18 protein-coding genes are annotated in these 19328 nt (G+C 73.9%); 14 read left to right on the top strand and 4 right to left on the bottom strand.

The genetic code is table 11. The features are described from left to right. Position 1 precedes the first annotated feature (1 nt). Entirely contained in the window at positions 2-928 is a 927-nt protein-coding gene (locus HGB54_RS04070) for a phosphodiesterase (protein ID WP_168916795.1), read from the top strand. On the opposite strand, the gene HGB54_RS04075 is transcribed toward HGB54_RS04070, so the two are convergent. Next, positions 925-1467 (bottom strand): MarR family winged helix-turn-helix transcriptional regulator, encoded by a 543-nt coding sequence (locus HGB54_RS04075; protein WP_228545934.1) that lies wholly within the window; start codon positions 1465-1467, stop codon positions 925-927. The two genes, HGB54_RS04070 and HGB54_RS04075, sit on opposite strands and share 4 nt — an antisense overlap. 83 nt (positions 1468-1550) lie before the next feature. On the opposite strand from HGB54_RS04075, the gene HGB54_RS04080 reads away from it, so the two are divergent. Then, positions 1551-3683, top strand: coding sequence for an MMPL family transporter (locus HGB54_RS04080; RefSeq protein ID WP_168915319.1), 2133 nt, complete (start codon positions 1551-1553; stop codon positions 3681-3683). A 147-nt stretch (positions 3684-3830) separates the two neighbouring features. Continuing rightward, entirely contained in the window at positions 3831-4766 is a 936-nt protein-coding gene (locus HGB54_RS04085) for a tyrosine recombinase XerC (RefSeq protein ID WP_228545935.1), read from the top strand. Positions 4767-4799: 33 nt separating this feature from the next. Here HGB54_RS04085 and HGB54_RS04090 read toward each other — a convergent pair whose 3' ends face one another. Further along, a complete protein-coding gene (locus tag HGB54_RS04090; RefSeq protein ID WP_168915320.1) occupies positions 4800-5483 on the bottom strand; it encodes a murein hydrolase activator EnvC family protein in 684 nt (227 codons plus the stop codon). Between the two features lie 277 nt (positions 5484-5760). On the opposite strand from HGB54_RS04090, the gene rpsB reads away from it, so the two are divergent. The 9 genes from rpsB (at position 5761) to HGB54_RS04135 (ending at position 12595) form a co-directional block, all read left to right on the top strand. Beyond that, the gene (gene rpsB / locus HGB54_RS04095; protein WP_168915321.1) at positions 5761-6840 is read left to right on the top strand and encodes a 30S ribosomal protein S2; all 1080 of its coding nucleotides are present in this window, start codon (positions 5761-5763) and stop codon (positions 6838-6840) included. A gap of 12 nt (positions 6841-6852) precedes the next feature. Then, a complete protein-coding gene (gene tsf / locus HGB54_RS04100; protein ID WP_168915322.1) occupies positions 6853-7680 on the top strand; it encodes a translation elongation factor Ts in 828 nt (275 codons plus the stop codon). 123 nt (positions 7681-7803) lie between these two features. Then, positions 7804-8514: a UMP kinase gene (gene pyrH / locus HGB54_RS04105; RefSeq protein WP_168915323.1), complete on the top strand. Its 711-nt coding sequence runs from the start codon at positions 7804-7806 to the stop codon at positions 8512-8514. An 84-nt stretch (positions 8515-8598) separates the two neighbouring features. After that, a complete protein-coding gene (gene frr / locus HGB54_RS04110; protein ID WP_168915324.1) occupies positions 8599-9153 on the top strand; it encodes a ribosome recycling factor in 555 nt (184 codons plus the stop codon). Then, complete coding sequence (locus HGB54_RS04115) at positions 9154-10206, top strand: phosphatidate cytidylyltransferase (RefSeq protein ID WP_228545936.1); 1053 nt, start codon at positions 9154-9156, stop codon at positions 10204-10206. 37 nt (positions 10207-10243) lie between these two features. Then, positions 10244-10798: a DivIVA domain-containing protein gene (locus tag HGB54_RS04120; RefSeq protein WP_168915325.1), complete on the top strand. Its 555-nt coding sequence runs from the start codon at positions 10244-10246 to the stop codon at positions 10796-10798. A gap of 36 nt (positions 10799-10834) precedes the next feature. Then, positions 10835-11530, top strand: coding sequence for an aggregation-promoting factor C-terminal-like domain-containing protein (locus HGB54_RS04125; protein WP_228545937.1), 696 nt, complete (start codon positions 10835-10837; stop codon positions 11528-11530). Between the two features lie 14 nt (positions 11531-11544). Further along, positions 11545-11847: a hypothetical protein gene (locus HGB54_RS04130; RefSeq protein ID WP_168915326.1), complete on the top strand. Its 303-nt coding sequence runs from the start codon at positions 11545-11547 to the stop codon at positions 11845-11847. A 28-nt stretch (positions 11848-11875) separates the two neighbouring features. Beyond that, positions 11876-12595, top strand: a complete 720-nt coding sequence (locus HGB54_RS04135) for an alpha/beta hydrolase (RefSeq protein ID WP_168915327.1) — start codon at positions 11876-11878, stop codon at positions 12593-12595. 19 nt (positions 12596-12614) lie between these two features. Here the strand turns inward: HGB54_RS04135 and HGB54_RS04140 are convergent, their stop codons facing one another. Beyond that, entirely contained in the window at positions 12615-13676 is a 1062-nt protein-coding gene (locus HGB54_RS04140; protein ID WP_168915328.1) for an AI-2E family transporter, read from the bottom strand. Between the two features lie 35 nt (positions 13677-13711). Beyond that, positions 13712-16300: a DivIVA domain-containing protein gene (locus HGB54_RS04145; protein WP_168915329.1), complete on the bottom strand. Its 2589-nt coding sequence runs from the start codon at positions 16298-16300 to the stop codon at positions 13712-13714. A 273-nt stretch (positions 16301-16573) separates the two neighbouring features. Here HGB54_RS04145 and HGB54_RS04150 point away from each other — a divergent pair, with 273 nt between their 5' ends. Both HGB54_RS04150 and HGB54_RS04155 read left to right on the top strand, forming a co-directional pair. Next, positions 16574-18382, top strand: coding sequence for a hypothetical protein (locus HGB54_RS04150; protein WP_168915330.1), 1809 nt, complete (start codon positions 16574-16576; stop codon positions 18380-18382). Then, a complete protein-coding gene (locus HGB54_RS04155; protein ID WP_168915331.1) occupies positions 18382-19326 on the top strand; it encodes a tetratricopeptide repeat protein in 945 nt (314 codons plus the stop codon). The genes HGB54_RS04150 and HGB54_RS04155 overlap by 1 nt, the downstream gene beginning before the upstream one ends. The last annotated feature ends 2 nt before the right edge of the window (positions 19327-19328 follow it).

Consider the following 19328-nt stretch of genomic DNA (forward strand, 5'->3'; position numbering starts at 1 on the left):
GATGGGGCAGTACCCGCCCGCGCAGCACGTCGTCGTCCACCTCTCCGACACGCACCTCCTCGGGGAGGGGCGTCCGCTGTACGGCGTCGTCCCCGTCGAGCAGCGGCTCGCGCAGGCCCTGGAGCGCATCGAGCGCTCGGGCGTGCGCCCCCACGCCGTCGTGTTCACGGGCGACCTCGCCGACCTCGGCGAGCCCGACGCGTACCGCCGGCTCCGGGCCGCGGTCGAGCCCGTCGTCGAGCGGCTCGGCGCGCAGCTGATCTGGGTGATGGGCAACCACGACGAGCGCGGGCCGTACAGCTCGCTGCTGTTCGACGAGCCCGCGAGCGAGCATCCGCAGGACAGGGTCTACGACGTCGCCGGGCTGCGCGTCATCTCGCTCGACTCCACCGTGCCCGGCTACCACCACGGCGAGATCGCGCCCGAGCAGCTCGACTGGCTGCGCGAGGTGCTCGCCGAGCCGGCCGCGCACGGCACGCTGCTCGCGCTGCACCATCCGCCGGTGCCGACGCCGCTCGAGATCATGGCCGTGCTCGAGCTGCAGGATCAGCCCGCGCTCGCCGCCGTGCTCGCCGGCACCGACGTGCGCGCGATCCTCGCCGGGCACCTGCACTACTCGACCCACTCGACCTTCGTCGGCATCCCCGTGCACGTCGCCGCGGCCACCTGCTACACGCTCGACCTCGGGGCCGATGCCGGCCGGCTGCTCTCGGGCGTCGACGGGGGCCAGTCCTTCGACCTCGTGCACCTCTACGGCGACGTCGTCGTGAGCTCGACCGTGCCGCTCGGCGCCTTCCCCGAGGCGACCGGCTTCTCGGTCGACTACCGGCCGATGATCGAGGGGATGCCCGCCGCCGAGCGCCTCGAGCAGCTCTCGAGCAAGAGCTCGCCGTTCACCATCAGCGAGGCGACGGCGAGCGGGGCCTAGTCCTCCGCGGTCCTCGCTGCCGGATCACCCGGGGGCTGCGCGTCGGCTGCAGGGTCCTCCGCGTGCCGCCGGTACTCGCCGACCACGCGGTCGAGGTACCGCGTGATGACGGCCTGCTCGGCGGCGTCGAACTCGTCGAGCGCCTCGTCGATGCTCGCGATCATCGGCATGAGGCGCGACATCGCGGCGACCCGCGAGGCGGGGGAGGGGATGACGATCACACCCCGGCGGTCCTGCGGATTCGGTTCGCGGTGCACGTGCCCGAGGGCGACCAGCCGGTCGATCGATGTCGTCGTCGCGGCCGTCGACAGGCCCACCCGGCGCGCCAGCTCGGTCGGGCTGAGCGGCCCGCTCATGAGCAGGTGCTGCATGGCGTCGAGGTCGGTGGGATTGACGTGCAGCGCGGCGCCGAGCGACTTCTCGAAAGCGTCCGTGACATCGAGCAGATCGCGCAGCAGCATCGTCGCCGGGCGCACCGGCGGCGGTCCGCCGGGCGCGGCCGCAGCAGCGGGGGCGGACGACGGGCGGGGCGATTGCACGCTCCCGACTTTAGCGCTACTGTCTCTCGATAGTCGAGTAGTTCGACGTTCGAAATAAATGCCCCTCACCCCGAAGGACCGACATGGCCGGCCTGCTCCGCTTCATCACCGCGCGCACGACCTCCTGGATCGTGCTCGTCGTCGCGGCGCTCGCCGCGGCGGCGCTGTTCGCCGCCGGCTCCGGCGCCGAGGAGGAGACCGCACCGGCGGTCGGGCTGCCCGACACCGCCGAATCGGTGCAGGCCGACCAGCTGCAGGAGACCTTCCCGAGCGCCGACGGCACCTCGGCGCTGCTCGTCTACTCGGCCGACGGCGCCGAGCTCGACGAGGGCGACATCGCGACCATCACCGAGACGGCGTTCGGTCCGCTGGCCGAGCTGTCGAGCGAGGGGGCCGTGCCGCCGCCGCAGGTCTCGGAGGACGGCACCACGGCGCTCGTCATCGTGCCGCTCGACCCGATCACCGCGGTCGACGCGCAGGCCGAGCGCGCGGAGGAGCTGCGCACCGTCGCCGCCGAGGGGCTCGACGACGGGGTCGCGGTGTACCTCACGGGCGCCGAGGGCTTCGAGGTCGACGTCGCCGCCGTCTTCGCCGGGGCGGACTTCACGCTGCTGCTCACGACGGTCGTCGTCGTCGCCGTGCTGCTGCTCATCACCTACCGCAGCCCGTGGCTGTGGCTCGTGCCGCTCGTCGTGATCGGCGTCGCCGACGGCCTCGCCGGCATCGTCGCCGGGCGCGTGGCCGCCGCTGCCGGGGTCTCCCTCGACGCCTCGGTCACGGGCATCCTCTCGGTGCTCGTCTTCGGCGCCGGCACGAACTACGCCCTCCTGCTGATCGCGCGCTACCGCGACGAGCTGCGTCTGCACGAGGATCGGCGCGAGGCCATGCGCCGGGCCGTGCGCGGCGCGGGCCCCGCGATCCTCGCGAGCGGCGGCACCGTCGCCCTCGCGCTCGCGACCCTGCTCTTCGCCGAGCTCGCCGGCAACCGCGCGCTCGGCCTTGCCTGCGCGGTCGGCATCGTCGTCGCCATGGCCTTCGCCCTGCTCGTGCTGCCCGCGGCGCTCGTGCTCTTCGGGCGCGGGCTCTTCTGGCCCTACGTGCCGCGGTTCGGCTCGGCCGACGCGATCTCCCGCAGCCCCTGGGGCCGGCTCGGCCGGGGCGTCAGCCGACGGCCGGTCATCGTTGCCATCGCCGGGTTCGCCGTGCTCGGCGCGCTCGCGAGCGGGCTCTTCTTCGTGCAGACCGGCCTCTCGCAGAACGAGCGCTTCCTGCAGAAGCCCGAGGCCGTGGTCGGCCAGGAGGTGCTCGCCGATGCGTTCTCCGCCGGGGCGACATCGCCCGCGGTCGTGATCGCGCCGAACGGCGACGTCGACGAGGCCGTGGACGCGCTCGAGGGGCTCGACGGGGTCGACGGGGTCGTCGTGGGCGAGAGCGCGGGCGACGTGACCCGCATCGACGTCACGCTCGGCTCCGATCCCGAGACCCCGGCCGCGTTCGCGACCATCGAGCGGATACGCGCCGCGCTCGACGACGCGGGCTCGGGCGAGGCGCTCGTCGGCGGGCTCGACGCCCAGGCCCTCGACGTCAGCGAGGCGCAGCAGCGCGACCAGGCGCTCGTCATCCCGCTCATCCTCGTCCTGGTGCTGCTCGTGCTCATCGTGCTGCTGCGGTCGCTGCTCGCCCCGCTGCTGCTGCTCATCGCGGTCGTCGCGAGCTTCTTCTCGGCGGTGGGCGCGAGCTGGTGGCTCTTCCAGTCGGTGTTCGGCTTCGCCGCGATCGACACGAACGTGCTGCTGTTCAGCTTCCTGTTCCTCGTCGCGCTCGGCGTCGACTACTCGATCTTCCTCGTCACTCGCGCGCAGGAGGAGTCGGAGCGGCTCGGCACCCGCGAGGGCATGATCCGCGCGCTCGCGGCCACCGGCGCGGTCATCACGAGCGCCGGCATCCTGCTCGCCGCCGTCTTTGCCGTGCTCGGCGTGCTGCCGCTCATCACGCTCACCCAGATCGGCATCATCGTCTGCATCGGCGTGCTCATCGACACGCTGCTCGTGCGCACGGTCATCGTGCCCGCGCTCGCGTTCATCGCCGGTGACCGCTTTTGGTGGCCGCGCCGCCCGCGGCTCACCGACGCGCAGGCGGTCGCGCGCGGCCTCAGCGCGCAGCACGTCGAGTCGGTGCCCGCGCCGGCCGAGCCCGTCGGCGCCGGCCGCCGCTGAGGCAGAGCCCGCCTGCGGCTGCCGAGCCGGTGCGCCGTCCCTCCCCGGGCCGCGCACCGGCATCGGCGGACCCGTCGCCGATAAGTTCCCGCGCCGTCCGTGGCGTGGGGCGCGGACGGCGTCGGCGGTGCGGGGCATGCTGAGCCCGTGCATCCCGACGCGACCCCGCTGGACGATGCGATCGCGGCGTACCTGCGGTCGGTCGAGCTCGAGCGCGGCGCCTCCCCGCACACCCTGCGCGCCTACCGCGGCGATCTCGCCACGCTCGCCGAGTTCGTCGAGCGGCGGGGGGCGGAGCCCGACGCGGCGCTGCTCGACCTCGAACTGCTGCGCGAGTGGGTGTGGGCGCAGAACGAGGCGGGGCTCGGGGCGGCGACCCTCGCCCGGCGCACCTCGACGCTGCGCGGGTTCACCGCCTGGCTTGCGCGCACCGGCCGCGCTCCCGCCGACGCCGGCGCCCGGCTGCGGGCGCCCCGCCCCGGTCGCCACCTGCCCCGCGTGCTGAGCCGGGCGCAGGTCGACGAGCTGTTCGTGCAGCTCGCCGCCCGCGCATCCGGTGACGACCCGCTTGCGCTGCGCGACCTGGCCATCATCGAGCTGCTGTACGCGAGCGCCCTGCGGGTGAGCGAGCTCGTGGGTCTCGACCTCGCCGACGTCGACGACGCGCGCCGCACGGTGCGCGTGCTCGGCAAGGGCGCGAAGGAGCGCATCGTGCCCTTCGGCGTGCCCGCCCAGCGCGCGCTGACGGCCTACCGCGAGCGGGGACGGCCGGCGCTCGCCGTCGGGGCGACCGGGGCCGGGGGGCGGGATGCTCTCCTCCTCGGCGCCCGCGGTGCGCGCCTGTCGACCCGCGCCGCCTACCAGCTCGTGGCCCGGCTGCTCGTCGACCTGCCGGGCAGTGGCCCGGCCGGCCCGCACGCCTTCCGGCACAGCGCCGCGACCCACCTCCTCGACGGCGGCGCCGATCTGCGCGCCGTGCAGGAGCTGCTCGGTCACGCCAGCCTCGGCACGACGCAGATCTACACCCACGTCAGCGCCGACCGTCTCGCCGCGGCGTACCTCACGGCGCATCCGCGCGCCTGAGGCGCCGCGCGTCGATCGACGCGATCCGCCCGCTCAGCCGCCGGTCGCGCCGAGGGGCAGCAGCACCGCGCGCTGCAGCCCGCCGAGCCAGCGCATCGGCGAGACGTAGAGACCGGCCTCCCGCACGCCGAGGTGCACGCAGGGCTCTGCGCAGTGCCCCGGCTCGAGCACGCCGAGCGGCTGCCCCGCGGTGACGGCGTCGCCCTCCGCCACGGCCGCCGTCACGGGTTCGACCGTGACGAGCAGCGGGCCGGCCCGCACCGTCACGACGCCGCGGTCGACGACCCGGCCGGCGAAGTGGACGACGCCGTCGGCGGGGGAGCGCACGATCGCGCCGTCCGGCACCGCGGAGCGGGCGGCGAGGTCGACGCCGCGGTGCCCGGCGGCGTAGGGCGTCGGCGGGGCGAGGAACGGCCGGTCGACGACGCGCGGGCCGTCGACGGGCCAGACCCAGTCGGGATCCGGCGCGGTGCCGGGTGCCCGCGGGTCGAGCCCGCCGGCGAGCGGCCCCGCGGCGACCACGGGGTCGCTCGGGCTCGCGGCGACCGCCGCGGCGGGTGCCGCCCGGGACGCCCCGCCGAGCAGCGGCGCGAGCGGCGCGGCGAGCAGCAGCACGGTGAGCAGCGGGATGGCGAGCAGCGCTCGCGATGCGGCGATCGCGAGCCCGGCGCGGGGCGCTCGCCCGGGCGACCGGCGGGGGCGGGGAGCGGGGAGCATGCGCGGAAGTCTGACCCGGGGCGTGCATCCCGTGGCCGTTCGGCGCAGCCGCGGGGGAGAGCGCGACGGACGGGATCGGCCGGGAGGAGCGGTGATATGCTTCTCGACGCAGTCGGCATGTCCGGCTGACTTCGCGTGCCCATCCAGGCGCACATCCCCTTCAGTCCCGCACGTCCCCCCGCGAGGGGGGATCACTCGTGCGGGTGGGGGACAGCGCCGGGCACCAGGGCTCCGCCGATCGGCAGGAGCGACAACTGAGAACAGAAGGAGTACGGCCATGGCCGTCGTCACCATCCGCCAGCTACTCGACAGCGGCGTGCACTTCGGGCACCAGACCCGCCGTTGGAACCCGAAAGTCAAGCGCTTCATCCTGACGGAGCGCTCGGGCATCCACATCATCGACCTGCAGCAGTCCCTCGGGTACATCGACAAGGCGTACGACTACGTCAAGGAGACGGTCGCCCACGGCGGCACCATCCTCTTCGTCGGTACCAAGAAGCAGGCGCAGGAGTCGATCGCCGAGCAGGCCACGCGCGTCGGCCAGCCCTACGTCAACCAGCGCTGGCTCGGTGGTCTGCTGACCAACTTCCAGACGGTCTCCAAGCGCCTCGCGCGCATGAAGGAGCTCGAGGAGCTCGACTTCGAGGACGTCGCCGCGAGCGGCTTCACCAAGAAGGAGCTGCTCATCAAGAGCCGCGAGCTTGCCAAGCTGCACAAGTCGCTCGGCGGAATCCGCAACCTCACCAAGACCCCGAGCGCCATGTGGGTCGTCGACCCCAAGCGCGAGCACCTCGCCATCGACGAGGCCCGCAAGCTCGGCATCCCCGTGATCGGCATCCTCGACACGAACGCCGACCCCGACGAGCTGGCCTACCCGATCCCCGGCAACGACGACGCGATCCGCTCCGTCGCCCTGCTCACCCGCATCATCGCGGATGCTGCTGCCGAGGGTCTCATCGAGCGCCACCAGAAGACCGAGCCCACCGGCAACGTCTCCGCCGTGGAGCCGCTGGCCGAGTGGGAGCGCGAGCTGCTCGAGGCCGGCAACGCCGAGGCCGCCGCCGCCGAGTCGACCGAGGCCCCGGCCGAGGCCGTCGCCGAGGCGACCGAGACCCCCGCGGGCCAGACCGAGGGCGTGGGCGCGACCGTCGCCGAGAACGACGCCGACGCGGCCGTCGCCGAGACCGAGCCGACCACCGACGCCGAGCCGGAGCACGCTCCGGAGACGGCCGAGCAGGTCGAGGCGAAGATCGAGGCCGAGGCGACCGAGGCCGAGAAGAAGCCCGCCGCCAAGAAGCCGGCCGCGAAGAAGGCGAAGGCCGACGCCGACGCCGAGCCCGCCGCCGAGACCGAGTAAAGGAGACCATCCATGGCCAACTTCAGCCTGGCTGACGTCAAGACCCTGCGCGAGCGCCTCGGCACCGGCATGGTCGACACCAAGAACGCCCTCGTCGAGGCGGACGGCGACCTCGAGAAGGCTGTCGAGATCCTGCGCCTCAAGGGCGCCAAGGGCAACGCGAAGCGCGCCGACCGCTCCACGAGCGAGGGCCTCATCGCCGCGCACGAGTCCGCGGGCGCCACGGTGCTCATCGAGCTCGCCTGCGAGACCGACTTCGTCGCCAAGGGCGACAAGTTCGTCGCGCTCGGTGAGCGCGTGCTCGCCGCCGTCTCGGCCGCCTCGGCCTCGACCGTCGAGGAGGGCCTCGCGGCCCCGATCGACGGCTCGACCGTCGGCGCCGTGATCGACGACGAGGCCGCCATCATCGGCGAGAAGATGGAGCTGCGTCGCGTCGCCCGCGTCGAGGGCTCCACCTTCGCCGTCTACCTGCACCGCACCAACAAGGACCTGCCCCCGCAGGTCGGCGTGGTCGTGGCGTACGAGGGCGACGACGCCGAGACGGCGCGCAGCATCGCGCAGCACATCTCGTTCGCCGACCCGCAGTACCTCTCGCGCGAGGACGTCCCCTCGGAGACGGTGGATGCCGAGCGCCGCATCGTCGAGGAGATCAGCCGCAACGAGGGCAAGCCCGAGGCCGCCCTGCCGAAGATCGTCGAGGGCCGCGTCGGCGCCTTCTTCAAGCAGGTCGCCCTGCTCGAGCAGGACTACGCGCGCGACAACAAGCTGTCGGTCGCGCAGGTCCTCAAGGACGCCGGGCTCACCGTGACGGGCTTCGCCCGCTTCAAGGTCGGCGCCTAGCCATCGTGCGCAACGGGGCCCGGTACGCGTGAGCGTCCGGGCCCCGTTGCCATGCCCGCGCCCGCGGCGCCCGCACTACTCTGAACACCGCACCGCCCGAGTCGACACGAGAACGAGGAACCCATGACCGATCGCCGCCGCCGCGTAATGCTCAAGCTCTCGGGAGAGGCGTTCGGCGGGGGGTCGCTCGGCGTGAACCCCGACGTCGTCGGCGCGATCGCGCGCGAGATCGCCGAGGCCGCGAAGGACGTCGAGGTGGCGATCGTCGTCGGCGGCGGCAACTTCTTCCGCGGCGCCGAGCTCAGCCAGCGGGGCATGGATCGCGGCCGGGCCGACTACATGGGCATGCTCGGCACGGTCATGAACGCGCTCGCCCTGCAGGACTTCCTCGAGCAGGCGGGCGCGCCGGTGCGCGTGCAATCGGCCATCCAGATGACGCAGGTCGCCGAGCCGTACATCCCGCTGCGCGCCGAGCGCCACCTCGAGAAGGGGCGCGTCGTGATCTTCGGCGCCGGCGCCGGCCTGCCGTACTTCTCGACCGACACGGTCGCCGCGCAGCGCGCCCTCGAGATCAGCGCCGACGAGGTGCTCGTCGCCAAGAACGGCGTCGACGGCGTCTACAGCGACGACCCGCGCCGCAACCCCGACGCCACCAAGCTCGAGCACGTCACCTACCAGGACGCGCTCGTGCGCGGCCTCAAGGTGGTCGACTCGACGGCGTTCTCGCTCTGCATGGACAACGGGATGCCCATGGTCGTCTTCGGCATGGAGCCGGAGGGGAACATCGCCCGGGCCATCCGCGGCGACGCGATCGGCACCCGCGTCTCCACCTAGCGCGCCCGGCCCCGCCGCCCGCCTGCCGGGCTGCGCCCGGGGCGCCCCACTAGACTCGATCCGACCTGCGAAGGAGTGTTGCCCGTGATTGCCGATGTGCTCGCTGAAGCCACCGAGAAGATGACCAAGGCCGTCGACGTCGCGAAGGAGGACTTCGCCACGGTGCGCACCGGCCGCGCGAACCCGCAGCTCTTCCAGAAGATCCTGGTCGACTACTACGGCACGCCGACGCCGCTCGCGCAGCTCGCGAGCCTGCAGAACCAGGACGCCCGCACCCTCGTCATCACGCCCTACGACAAGAGCGCGCTGAAGGAGATCGAGAAGGCGATCGTCAACTTCCCGAACCTCGGCGCGAACCCGAACAACGACGGCACGATCATCCGGGTGTCGATGCCCGAGCTGACGGCCGATCGCCGCAAGGAGTACGTGAAGATCGTCAAGGGCAAGGCGGAGGACTGCAAGGTCGCGATCCGCAACATCCGCCGCAAGGCGAAGGAGGACCTCGACAAGCTCAAGACCGAGGTCGGCGACGACGAGGTGGCCCGCGCCGAGAAGGAGCTCGAGGCGCTGACGAAGAAGCACACCGACGCGGCGGACGAGGCGCTCAAGAAGAAGGAAGCCGAGCTTCTCGAGGTCTAGATGACCGACCCCGCCGACGGCCGCGACGAGGCGGCCCCTCCTCCGAACACCTCCGACGCGACCCTCGCGGCGGCCGCTCCGCCGGCCCCGGGTTCCGTCGCGGCCCGCCGATTCGGTCGCCGCTCGGGCTCGACGGCGCGCGCCGACCTCGAGAACGTCATGAGCGACGTCGAGAACGCGATGAAGGATCTCGAGGCGCGCGCCCGCGAGATGGATGCCCGTCTCGAGGCCCGCGCGGGTCGCAACCTGCCCAAGGCCGTCTTCTTCGGCCTCATCCTGGGCCTCTCGCTGCTGTTCAGCCTCATCGTGTTCAAAGAGCTGTTCATGCTCTTCGGAGCGGCGCTGGTCGCCTTCACCTCCTACGAGCTCGCCAGCGCGCTGCGGTTCGCGGGCCGCGACGTGCCGCGCATCCCGATCGTGATCGCGTCGGTGGGCGTCATCGCGCCGGCGTTCTACTTCGGCGCCGAGGGCCTGTGGTGGGCGATCCTCGCCGGCGCGGCGTTCGTGAGCCTGTGGCGCATCGTCGAGACCGCGCGGCCCAGCATGCGCCAGCCGGGCGTCTCGCTGCGCACCGACCTCATGGCGGGGCTGTTCGTGCTCGCCTACGTGCCGCTGCTCGGCGGCTTCGGCGTCGTGATGGCGGCCGAGCCGGACGGCGAGTGGTGGACCCTCGCCTACCTGATCATCGTGATCTCGATCGACACCGGCGCCTACGCCTCGGGCATGGCCTTCGGCAAGCACCCGATGGCGCCGCGCATCAGCCCGAAGAAGACCTGGGAGGGCTTCGCCGGCTCGGTCGTCGTCGCGCTCGTCGCGGGCGTGCTGCTGGCGCTGTTCATGATCGAGGCGGCGTGGTGGGTCGGCGTGCTGCTGGCGGTGCTGCTCGTCGGCACGGCGACGCTCGGCGACCTGACCGAGTCGCTCATCAAGCGCGACCTCGGCATCAAGGACATCTCGACCTGGCTGCCGGGCCACGGCGGGTTCCTCGACCGGCTCGACTCGATCCTGCCGTCGACCGTCGTCGCGTACGCGGTCTTCATGCTGCTGGGCTGAGCCGTCCGCGGCGCGCCCGGTCGGGCATGATGGTGACGTGACCACGACGTTCCCCGAGGCCCCCAAGGGCAAGTCCGGCTACGACGCCGACGAGGTCGACGCCTTCCTCGTCGCCGCCCGCCTCGCCTACGGCGCCGCCCCCGGCAGCGAGACCGCGCTCACGAGCGACGAGATCCGGCGCACTGCCTTCCGCCTGCGCCGGTCGGGCGGCTACTCCGTCCGTCATGTGGATGCCGCTCTCGAGCGCCTCGAGGAGGCCTTCGCCGCCCGTGAGCGCGAGCGCGACATCGCTCGCATGGGAGAGGCGGACTACTTCGCCGAGACCCGCGCCATCGCGCAGGAGCTCGTGGACCGGTTCGATCGCCCCGCCGGCCAGCGGTTCCGCCGCCGCGGCCCGCTCACCCGCGGCTACCTGCCCGCCGACGTCGACGCCCTCGCCGATCGGCTCGCCGGATACTTCCAGAACGGCGATCCGATCTCCGTCGAGAACGTGCGCACGGTGGCCTTCCGCGCCCGGCTCGGGGGCTACGACGAGGCCCAGGTGGACCACGTGCTCGACGCCGTCGTGAGGGTCATGCTGGCCGTGCGCTGAGCGGGCACCGCCGACATCCGTTACGCTGTTGTGATCGTGGGCAGGCATCAGGTGAATCAGACGGCCCCCGCCGAGCGGAATCCGCGCGGTCAGGGGAGAAGCTTCCGACCCGTCCCGCGGCACGGCCGCTCGGTCGAGCGCCACGTGCGCAACCGCTGGTCGCTCCCGGCGTTCTCCTTCATCGCGACGATGTCGATCGTGCTCGTGAGCATCGCCGACACCTCCGCTCCGGCGGTCGCGGTCGAGACCGCCGCCCCCGGCCCCCGGGCCGTCGAGAGCCAGGAGTTCACGGCGACCGCGGCGCACTCGGTGAGCGCCGAGCTCGCCTCGTACGACATCACCGAGCCGCCGCCGCCCCCGCCCCCGCCGCCCGTGGAGGCGGCCGCCCCGGCGGCGCGCACGGGTGCTCCCGCGGCCGGCACGCCCGACCCCGGCTCGGCGAAGGCGATCGCGGCCGGCATGGTCGCCGCCCGCGGCTGGGGCTCGGAGCAGTACGACTGCCTCGTCGCCCTGTGGCAGAAGGAGTCGAGTTGGAACGTGTTCGCGTACAACGCGAGCTCGGGCGCGTACGGCATCCCGCAGTCGCTGCCCGGCAGCAAGATGGCCTCCGTCGGCGCCGACTGGGAGACCAACCCGGCCACGCAGATCACCTGGGGCCTCAACTACATCCAGGGCCGCTACGGCGACCCCTGCGGCGCCTACGCCTCCAGCCAGAGCCGCGGCTGGTACTAGGCCCTCCCGGCACGATGCCCCGCAGCAACCGCCCGCGCGGTCGACGCTCGACGCCCGCCGAGGAGGAGGCCCTCGACGTCGCGCGCATCCGGCTCGGCATGAAGTCGACCGCGGTCAAGCGCTCCGGCACCTGGAACGTGCAGCCGGTGGGCCCGGCCTCCGCCCAGAAGGCGTACGTCTGCCCCGGCTGCGGCGGCGAGGTGCCGCCCGGGACGGCGCACGTCGTCGCCTGGCGCGCCGACGGGCTGATGGGCGAGGCGGCCGATCTCGCCGACCGTCGCCATTGGCACCAGCGCTGCTGGAGCATCCAGCCGTGAGGATCGCGGTCGAGACGGAGGAGGCGCTGTGAGCGAGGAGATCCGGGGGAGCACGGTGCTGCCGGCCCGCCGCGAGGAGATCGAGCTGCGGACGGAGGACGGGCTCGCGCTCGTCGGCGAGCTGAGCCTGCCCGAGCACGGCGAGCCCGTCGCGACCCTCATCTGCCTGCACCCGCTGCCGACCGCGGGCGGGTTCATGGATTCGCACGTGATCCGCAAGGCTGCCGCCCGGCTGCCGGCCCTCGCGCGGATCGCCGTGCTGCGCTTCAACTTCCGCGGCGTCTCGAGCCCGCGCGGCACCTCTGAGGGCGAGTTCGGCCACGGCGACGCCGAGCGCCACGACCTCGCCGCCGCCGTGCGCTTCGCCGAGGAGCGCGGCCTGCCCGAGCGCTGGCTGCTCGGCTGGTCGTTCGGCACGGAGGTCGCCCTCAAGCACGGGCTGCCGCACGACGTCGTCGGCGCCATCCTGCTCTCGCCCCCGCTGCACCGCACGAGCGAGGCCGAGGTCGCCGCCTGGGCGCACGGCGGCAAGCGGCTCGTCGTCGTGATCCCCGAGCTGGACGACTACCTGCGCCCCGAGGAGGCGGCCGTCCGCTTCGCGGCGGTGCCGACGAAGGAGTTCGTGGCGGTGGAGGGCGGCAAGCACCTCTGGGTGGGCGAGAGCCAGACCTACCGGGTGCTCAGCGAGATCGTCGAGCGGCTCAACCCCCGTGCGCTGCCGCTGCCGACGGAGTGGCCCGCGGGCTGAGGCGGAGCATCCCGAACCGCTACAGCTTCTGCTGCCGCGGCACGAAGACCTGATCGATGATGATGAGGATCGACGCGGCTACCGGGATGGCGATGAGCGCGCCGAGCACGCCGAGCAGGGTGCCGCCGATGAGGGCCGCGATGACGACGACCGCCCCCGGCACCTTCACCGCGCGGTTCATGATGTTCGGGCTCAGCAGGTACGCCTCGACCTGCATGTAGACCAGGTAGTAGATCGCGGCGGCGATGACGGTCGACATCGACTCGGGGTTCACCACGAGCTGCGTCGCGACGATGAGGATCGAGCCGGAGATCGTGCCGACGAGGGGCACGAGCGAGAACAGGAACGCCACGAAGGCGAAGAGCGCGGGATACGCGGCGCCGATGACGCTGAGGAAGATGAAGCTCAGCACGCCGTTGACGAACGCGAGGCTGGCCTGCCCGACGACGTAGCGGCCGACGGCCGAGGCCACCTGCTCGGAGATGTGCACGAACTTCTCGCGGCGCGAGGCCGGCACCAGGCGGTAGGTGGCCTGCTTCATCGAGTTCAGCGACGCCGTGAAGTACAGCGTCAGGATGAGGATGATGATGCCGCCGAACAGCCCGCTGGCGATGCCGATGCCGACGCCGAGCACGCCGCCGCCGATCTCGGCGAGGTTCGCCGGGTCGCTGAGGAACTCGATGCCCGCGTCGACGGCGTCCTGCACGTTGAGCAGCTCGACGGGCACGAAGGTCTGCACGGTCGCGACGAAGGCCTCGAGCGACTCGATCTCGCTGACGAAGTCGACGATCTGCCGGATCAGGCGGGTGACCTGCTCGACGATGACGGGCACGAGCGCGAAGACGAGCCCGGCGAAGAGCCCGAGCACGCCGAGCAGCACCGTGAGGATGGCCAGCCAGCGCGGCCAGCCTCGCTTCTCGAGCCCCGAGACGAGCGGGTCGAGGCCGAGGGCGATGAACAGCGCCGCCCCGATGTAGGTGATGATCGTCGCGAGCGAGGCGATCGCACCGCCGATGACGAGGGCCACGAGCACGCCGAGACCCCCGAAGAGGCCGAGCCGGAACGCGTTGGTGATCTTCACGGGGTGGAGCTCCTCGTCGTTCGGCTGCAGGGCTCCTACTCGTCGCTGATCGAGCCGGAGATCCTCTCTGCCTGCGACAGTACTCCGCGCAGACCCTCCAGATATCCCGCCACGGCATCGCGCTCGACGCGGATGCGGGCCAGACGCTCCTCCGCCTCGGAGACGAGCTGACGGGTGCGCTGCTCCGCCTCCTCGACGATGGCGGATGCGCGCTGCTCGGCGTTCTGCAGCACCTCCCGGGCGCGGCCGTCGGCGTCGCTGCGCAGGGCCTCGGCGTCGCCGCGCGCGGTGCGGGCGAGGCCCTCGGCCTCGGCGCGCGCCTCGGCGGCCCGCTTCTGCGCGTCGGTGAGCTGCGCGGTGGCCTCGTCGAGGTACTTCTGCGTCTGCGCGACGGCCTCCTGCTGGCGGGCCAGGTGCTCGCGCTCGGCCTCGTCGCGACGGGCGGTCAGCTCCACCTCGAGGTCGATGCGCGCCTCCTCGGCGGCGCGCGCGAGGCGCGCGGCCTGGGCGTCGGCGTCGTGCTGCGCGGCGGCAGCCGCAGTGGCGGCCGCGTCGGCGATCGCGCGCTCCTGGGTCTCCCGCTCGCGGTCGAGCGAGGCTCGCTGGGAATCCGCCTCGGCGCGCAGCGCCCGCTGCTGCTCGGCGCGCTCGGCGGCGGCGGCGGCCCGCGCACGGGCGTCCTCCGCGGCGGCGGCGGCCCGTCGGTCGACGATCTCGGTGTCGAGGGCGTCGCGGCGCGCGGCGGCCTCGCGCTCGTGCTCGGCGCGGGCCGCGTCGAGCTCGTGCTGCAGGTCGGCGCGGGCGCGGCCGATCTCCTGCTCGAGGTCGGCGCGGCGCTCGGCGACCTCGGCATTGAGGGCGGCGCGGGTGTCGGCGAGGTGCGCGGCCCACTCGGCCCGCGCCGCGGCGATCTCCGCGTCGGCGGCGCCGCGCTCCTGCTCGGCGTAGGCGGTCGCGCCCGCGCGCACGTCGGCGGCGTGGGCGTCGGCGGTGGAGCGCTTCTCACGGGCCTCGGCGTCGGCCTCGGTGCGCACGGCGTGGGCGTAGGCGTCGGCGCTCGACCGCGCCTCGTGGGCGTAGGCATCGGCGGCGCTCGTGACCTCGACCCGGCGGGCCTCCGCGCCCGCCGTGAGCTCGGCGGCCCGGGCCTCGGCCTCCGCCGTCACCGTCGCCGCGCGCGCATCGGCCTCGGTCGTGCGAGCGGCGGCGCGGGACTCGGCCTCGGCGACCACGGCCGCCGCCCGGGCCTCGGCGGCCGCGACGACGTCGGCCGCCCGGGCCTCCGCGGTCGTGGTCGTCTCGTTCGCGCGGGCCTCGGCCTCCGCGACGAGGGATGCGGCGCGCGCCTCGGCCTCGCCGACGACGTCCCGGCCCCGAGCATCCGCCGCCTCGGTGACCTCGAGCGCGCGGGCGTCCGCCGCGGCCGTGACCTCGTGCGCGTGCGCATCGGCCGCCGCGGTGACCTCGACGGCGTGGGCGTCGGCGCCGCCGCGCGTCTCGGCCGCATAGGCGTCGATCTCGCTGCGGGTGGAGAGCGCGTAGGCGTCGGCGGCGCTGCGGGTGTCGGCGGCGTAGGCGTCGACCTCGGCCCGCGTCGCCCGCACGTAGCGGTCGACCTCGGTGCGCTGCTCGGTGGTCGCCCGGTCGGCATCGGCGCGGGCCGCGTCGATCTCGCGCTCGAGCTCGGACCGTCGGGTGGCGAGCTCCTGCTCGAGGCCGGCCCGCACCGCGGCCTCCTGCTCGTCGAGGGCGCCGCGTCGGCGGTCCTCCTCGGCCTCGAGGGCGTCGCGCCGGCGGTCCTCCTCGGCGTTCCACTCGTCCGCGCGGCGGGCGAGCTCGGCCGCGGCCGCGCTGCGGGCGGCGTCCAGCTCGGCCTCGAGCGCGGCGCGGTCGCCCGCGAGGTCGGCGTCGAGCTGGGCCCGGCGGGTCGCGCTGTCGCTCTCGAAGACCGCGCGCTCGCGCTCGGTCTCGCGGGCGAGCGCGCCGGCGCCCTCCCGCGCGTCGGCGACCTCGCGGTCGGCGACGACGCGCAGCTCGGCGAGCTCGCGCTCGGCCTCCGCGCGCAGCGCGGCCGCCTCGCGCTTGGCGGTCGCGCGCGCCTCGGCGGCCTCGGTGGCCACGGCGCCGCGGATGGCGGCCGCCTCGCGCGAGGCCTCCTGCACCAGCTGGTCGGCGTCGTCGCGGGCCCGCTCGAGCAGCTCCTCGGCGGTGCGCTGGGCGGTCTCGGCCGCCGCGGCCGCGCGCTCGCCCGCCTCGGCGACGAGGCGCTCGACGCGGTCGTGCGCCTCCGCCATGGCGCGCTCGGCGTCGTCCTGGGCGGCGGAGCGCACCCGCTCGGCATCGATGTCGGCCTGGCTGATGACGCGGGTCGACTGCTCCTCGGCGAGGCGCAGGGTCTGCTCGAGCTTCGTGCCGAGACCGGCGTAGGTGGGGCGCCCGACCTCGTCGAGCTCGGCCTGCAGATCGTCGACGACGGCCTGCAGCCGCTTCAGCTCCTTGGCCGTCTCGGCCCGGGCGCCGTTGGCCTTGATGACGTCGCGACGCAGCTCCTGCAGGGCCTTGTCGACCTCGTCGCGCTTGTACCCGCGCATCTCGGTGCCGAACTCGCTGTCGATCGCTGCCACGTGCTGTCTCCCGGGTCTGAGGCGGACGCTGTCGAGTGTAGTCGGGCGGGTGACGGGGCCAGGAGGGGCGGGAGCGGGGGCGACGAGGGCCCCTCCGAGGCGGCCGAGGCGGGCATCCGCTAGGCTGGAACGTCTTTGTTCTGCTGGCCGGCGCCTCGTCCACGATGGGGTTCCGCTCGACGACAGAGGGTCGCGGGTGCGTCATACCCCGCGCGTCCGCGCTCCCGCGGCCGCCTGCGCCCCCGTGAGCCGGCACGAAAGGAGTTACCCCCCGTGCGTTTCATCGTCGCGATCGTGCTCTTCGTCGTCGCCTTCGCCTCCATCGGCCTCGGCGTCGCCCAGCGCACCGTCTTCGCCGAGCCCGACCGGCTCACGTCCTCCGTCGAGTACGAGAGCGCCGCCCCCGTCACGATCATCGACGGGGAGGCCCTCAACGCCCTCGACGGCCGGCAGACGATCGCCGTGCGCGGCGGGGTGACCGCCGCACCGGTCGGCGACGACGCCCTCGACCCGGCAGCGGCCGCACCCGCCTCGAGCAGCGCGATCGTCGCCGCCTACGGCAGCACCACTGACGTGGTCGCCTGGGTGGGCGACGCCCCGCACACCCTCATCACCTGGGATGCGGAGCTGCAGCAGCTCGTCGCCGAGACCGTGCGCGGCACGGCCACCGAGGTGCCCGACCCCGTGGGCAGCGACCTCTGGTACCAGGACTACCGCGGCGAGGGGGAGCTCGGCATCACGCTGAACGTGCCCGAGGACGTCTCGCTGCTCATCGCGACCGACGGGGTGCTGCCCGCTCCGCAGGCGGTCTCCGTGACCTGGCCGCTCGAGAGCGACTCCCCGTACTCCACGCCGCTCCTGCTCGGGGGCTTCGGCGCTCTGCTGCTCGGCCTCATCGCGCTCATCTGGGCGCTGCTGCACCTGCGCAAGCAGCGCGGCCCGCGGCGCAAGAACCCCAACCAGCCGAAGATGCCGAAGGTGCCGCGCCCCTCCCGCTACCGCGCGGTCTCCTCGAGCGCCCTCGTCGGTCGCTCGAAGGGCCGCCGCGCCGTGCGCAGCATCGCGCTGCTGCCGGGCGCCCTCATCGGCACGCTCGTGCTCGGCGCCTGCACCGCGCCCGGCGCCGTGACGGTGCCCGAGCCCTCGGCCTCGGCGACCGAGGCCGTCGACGAGCTGCCCCCCGTCGCCGTCACGGCGAGCCAGGGCGAGCGCATCGTCTCGCGCGTGCTCGCCGCCGTCGCCGAGGCGGATGAGGCGCGCGACGCCGAGCTCGCCGGCACGCGCCTCGCCGGCCCCGCGCTGCAGCTGCGGCAGTCGAACTACGACGCCGTCACCGCCAACGGCGAGCTTCCGCTCGTGGCGCCCATCCCGTCGGGCTCGGTCGAGCTGCTGCTGCCGCAGCAGACCGACACCTGGCCGCGCCGCATCCTCGCGGTCGTCTCCGACCCCGCCGACACCGCGGTGCCGCCGACCGCGCTCGTGCTCATCCAGGAGACGCCGCGCGACGACTACAAGGCCCACTACGTGCTGACGCTCGAGCCGCAGGCCCAGGTGCCGGAGGTCGCGCCCGCGAGCCTCGGCACCCCGGCGCTGCAGCCCGACACCCCGTTCCTGCCCGTGACGCCCGCCCGCGTGCTGCAGGCCTACACCGACAGCCTGCTCACCGGCGAGGCCGCCGACGGCTACGACCTCTTCGCGATCGAGGGCGACAGCCTGCGGTCGCAGATCGGCGCGGCCGTGAAGCAGGAGCGCAGCGACGCCTTGCCCGACACCGCCTCGATCGAGTTCACCAACGCGGTGGGCGACGCCGAGATCGTCACGCTCGGCACGCTCGACACCGGCGGCATCGTCGTCGGCTACCTCACCGAGACGGAGACCGTGCGCCCGACGCAGGACGGCGCCTCCGTCAACGCGAGCGGCGCCGTCGCCGCGCTCTCGGGCGTCGAGTCCAGCGAGGCCGGGCTCGTCGCCACCTACGGCACGCAGGTCATCTTCTCGGTGCCCTCGCTCGCCGATCCCGACGCCCCCATCGTGCTCCTGGGGTACTCCCAGGGCCTCATCGCCGCTTCGGAGGTCTCCTGATGACTGATGCGCCCTTCTCGCCCGCCGCCATGCGCGGCGCGGTCGACCTCACCTCGCTCGTGCGCGCCGCCTCGGCCCCGCCGGCGTCCGCCGCTCCGGCCGCGTCCGGCGCGTCCGGCGCTCCTGCCGCGCCCGGAGCCGCCCCTGCCGGCGGCCTCGTGCGCGACGTCGACGACGTGAGCTTCGGCGAGATGCTCGAGCTCTCGTCTCAGGTGCCCGTGATCGTCGAGTTCTACGCGCAGGGGATCGCCCCGGCGCTCGGCGCGATCATCGCCTCCTACGACGGTCGCCTCGCGCTCGCGACCGTCGACGGCAACCGTGCCCCGCAGCTCGCGCAGGCCTTCCAGGTGCAGCAGGTTCCGGCCGTCGCCGCCGTCATCGGCGGCCGCCCGATGCAGCTCTTCGTCGGCATGCCGGCCGAGGCCGAGCTGCGCTCGGTGCTCGAGGAGGTGCTGCAGGTCGCCGCGCAGAACGGCGTCACGGGCGTGCTCGACGTCGCCGAGGAGGCGGAGGCGCCCGCGGAGGAGCCGCTCGCCCCGCTGCACCAGGCCGCCTACGACGCGATCAGCAGCGGCGACTACGCGGCGGCCGTCGAGGCGTACCGCCAGCAGCTCGCCCAGGCGCCGCGCGACCAGGAGGCCGTCGCCGGACTCGCCCAGGCGAGCCTGCTGCTGCGCCTGGACGGCACGACCGCCGCCGCCCTCCGCGACGCCGCGGCCGCCGGCCCCCATGATGCGGATGCTCAGCTCGCGGTCGCCGACCTCGACCTCTCCGGCGGCCACGTGGAGGACGCGTACGGGCGCCTGCTCGACGTGTTCCCGGCCCTCGATGCCGAGGGGCGCACCGCGGTGCGGACGCGCCTGCTCGAGTACTTCGAGATCGTCGGCGCGGAGGACCCGCGCACGGTGGCCGCGCGGCGTCGACTGACGGCGCTGCTCTACTAGAG

Origin of the sequence: Microcella flavibacter, assembly GCF_012530535.1 — a bacterium.
GTDB classification, from domain to species: Bacteria; Actinomycetota; Actinomycetes; order Actinomycetales; family Microbacteriaceae; genus Microcella; species Microcella flavibacter.

What these genes read in the sequence shown, in the direction of transcription:
- rpsB (WP_168915321.1), top strand. Translation starts at nt 5,761, where the DNA reads ATGGCCGTCGTCACCATCCGCCAGCTACTCGACAGCGGCGTGCACTTC.
- HGB54_RS04130 (WP_168915326.1), top strand. Translation starts at nt 11,545, where the DNA reads ATGCCCCGCAGCAACCGCCCGCGCGGTCGACGCTCGACGCCCGCCGAG.
- HGB54_RS04080 (WP_168915319.1), top strand. Translation starts at nt 1,551, where the DNA reads ATGGCCGGCCTGCTCCGCTTCATCACCGCGCGCACGACCTCCTGGATC.
- HGB54_RS04090 (WP_168915320.1), bottom strand. Translation starts at nt 5,483, where the DNA reads ATGCTCCCCGCTCCCCGCCCCCGCCGGTCGCCCGGGCGAGCGCCCCGC.
- pyrH (WP_168915323.1), top strand. Translation starts at nt 7,804, where the DNA reads ATGACCGATCGCCGCCGCCGCGTAATGCTCAAGCTCTCGGGAGAGGCG.
- HGB54_RS04155 (WP_168915331.1), top strand. Translation starts at nt 18,382, where the DNA reads ATGACTGATGCGCCCTTCTCGCCCGCCGCCATGCGCGGCGCGGTCGAC.
- tsf (WP_168915322.1), top strand. Translation starts at nt 6,853, where the DNA reads ATGGCCAACTTCAGCCTGGCTGACGTCAAGACCCTGCGCGAGCGCCTC.
- HGB54_RS04115 (WP_228545936.1), top strand. Translation starts at nt 9,154, where the DNA reads ATGACCGACCCCGCCGACGGCCGCGACGAGGCGGCCCCTCCTCCGAAC.
- HGB54_RS04070 (WP_168916795.1), top strand. Translation starts at nt 2, where the DNA reads ATGGGGCAGTACCCGCCCGCGCAGCACGTCGTCGTCCACCTCTCCGAC.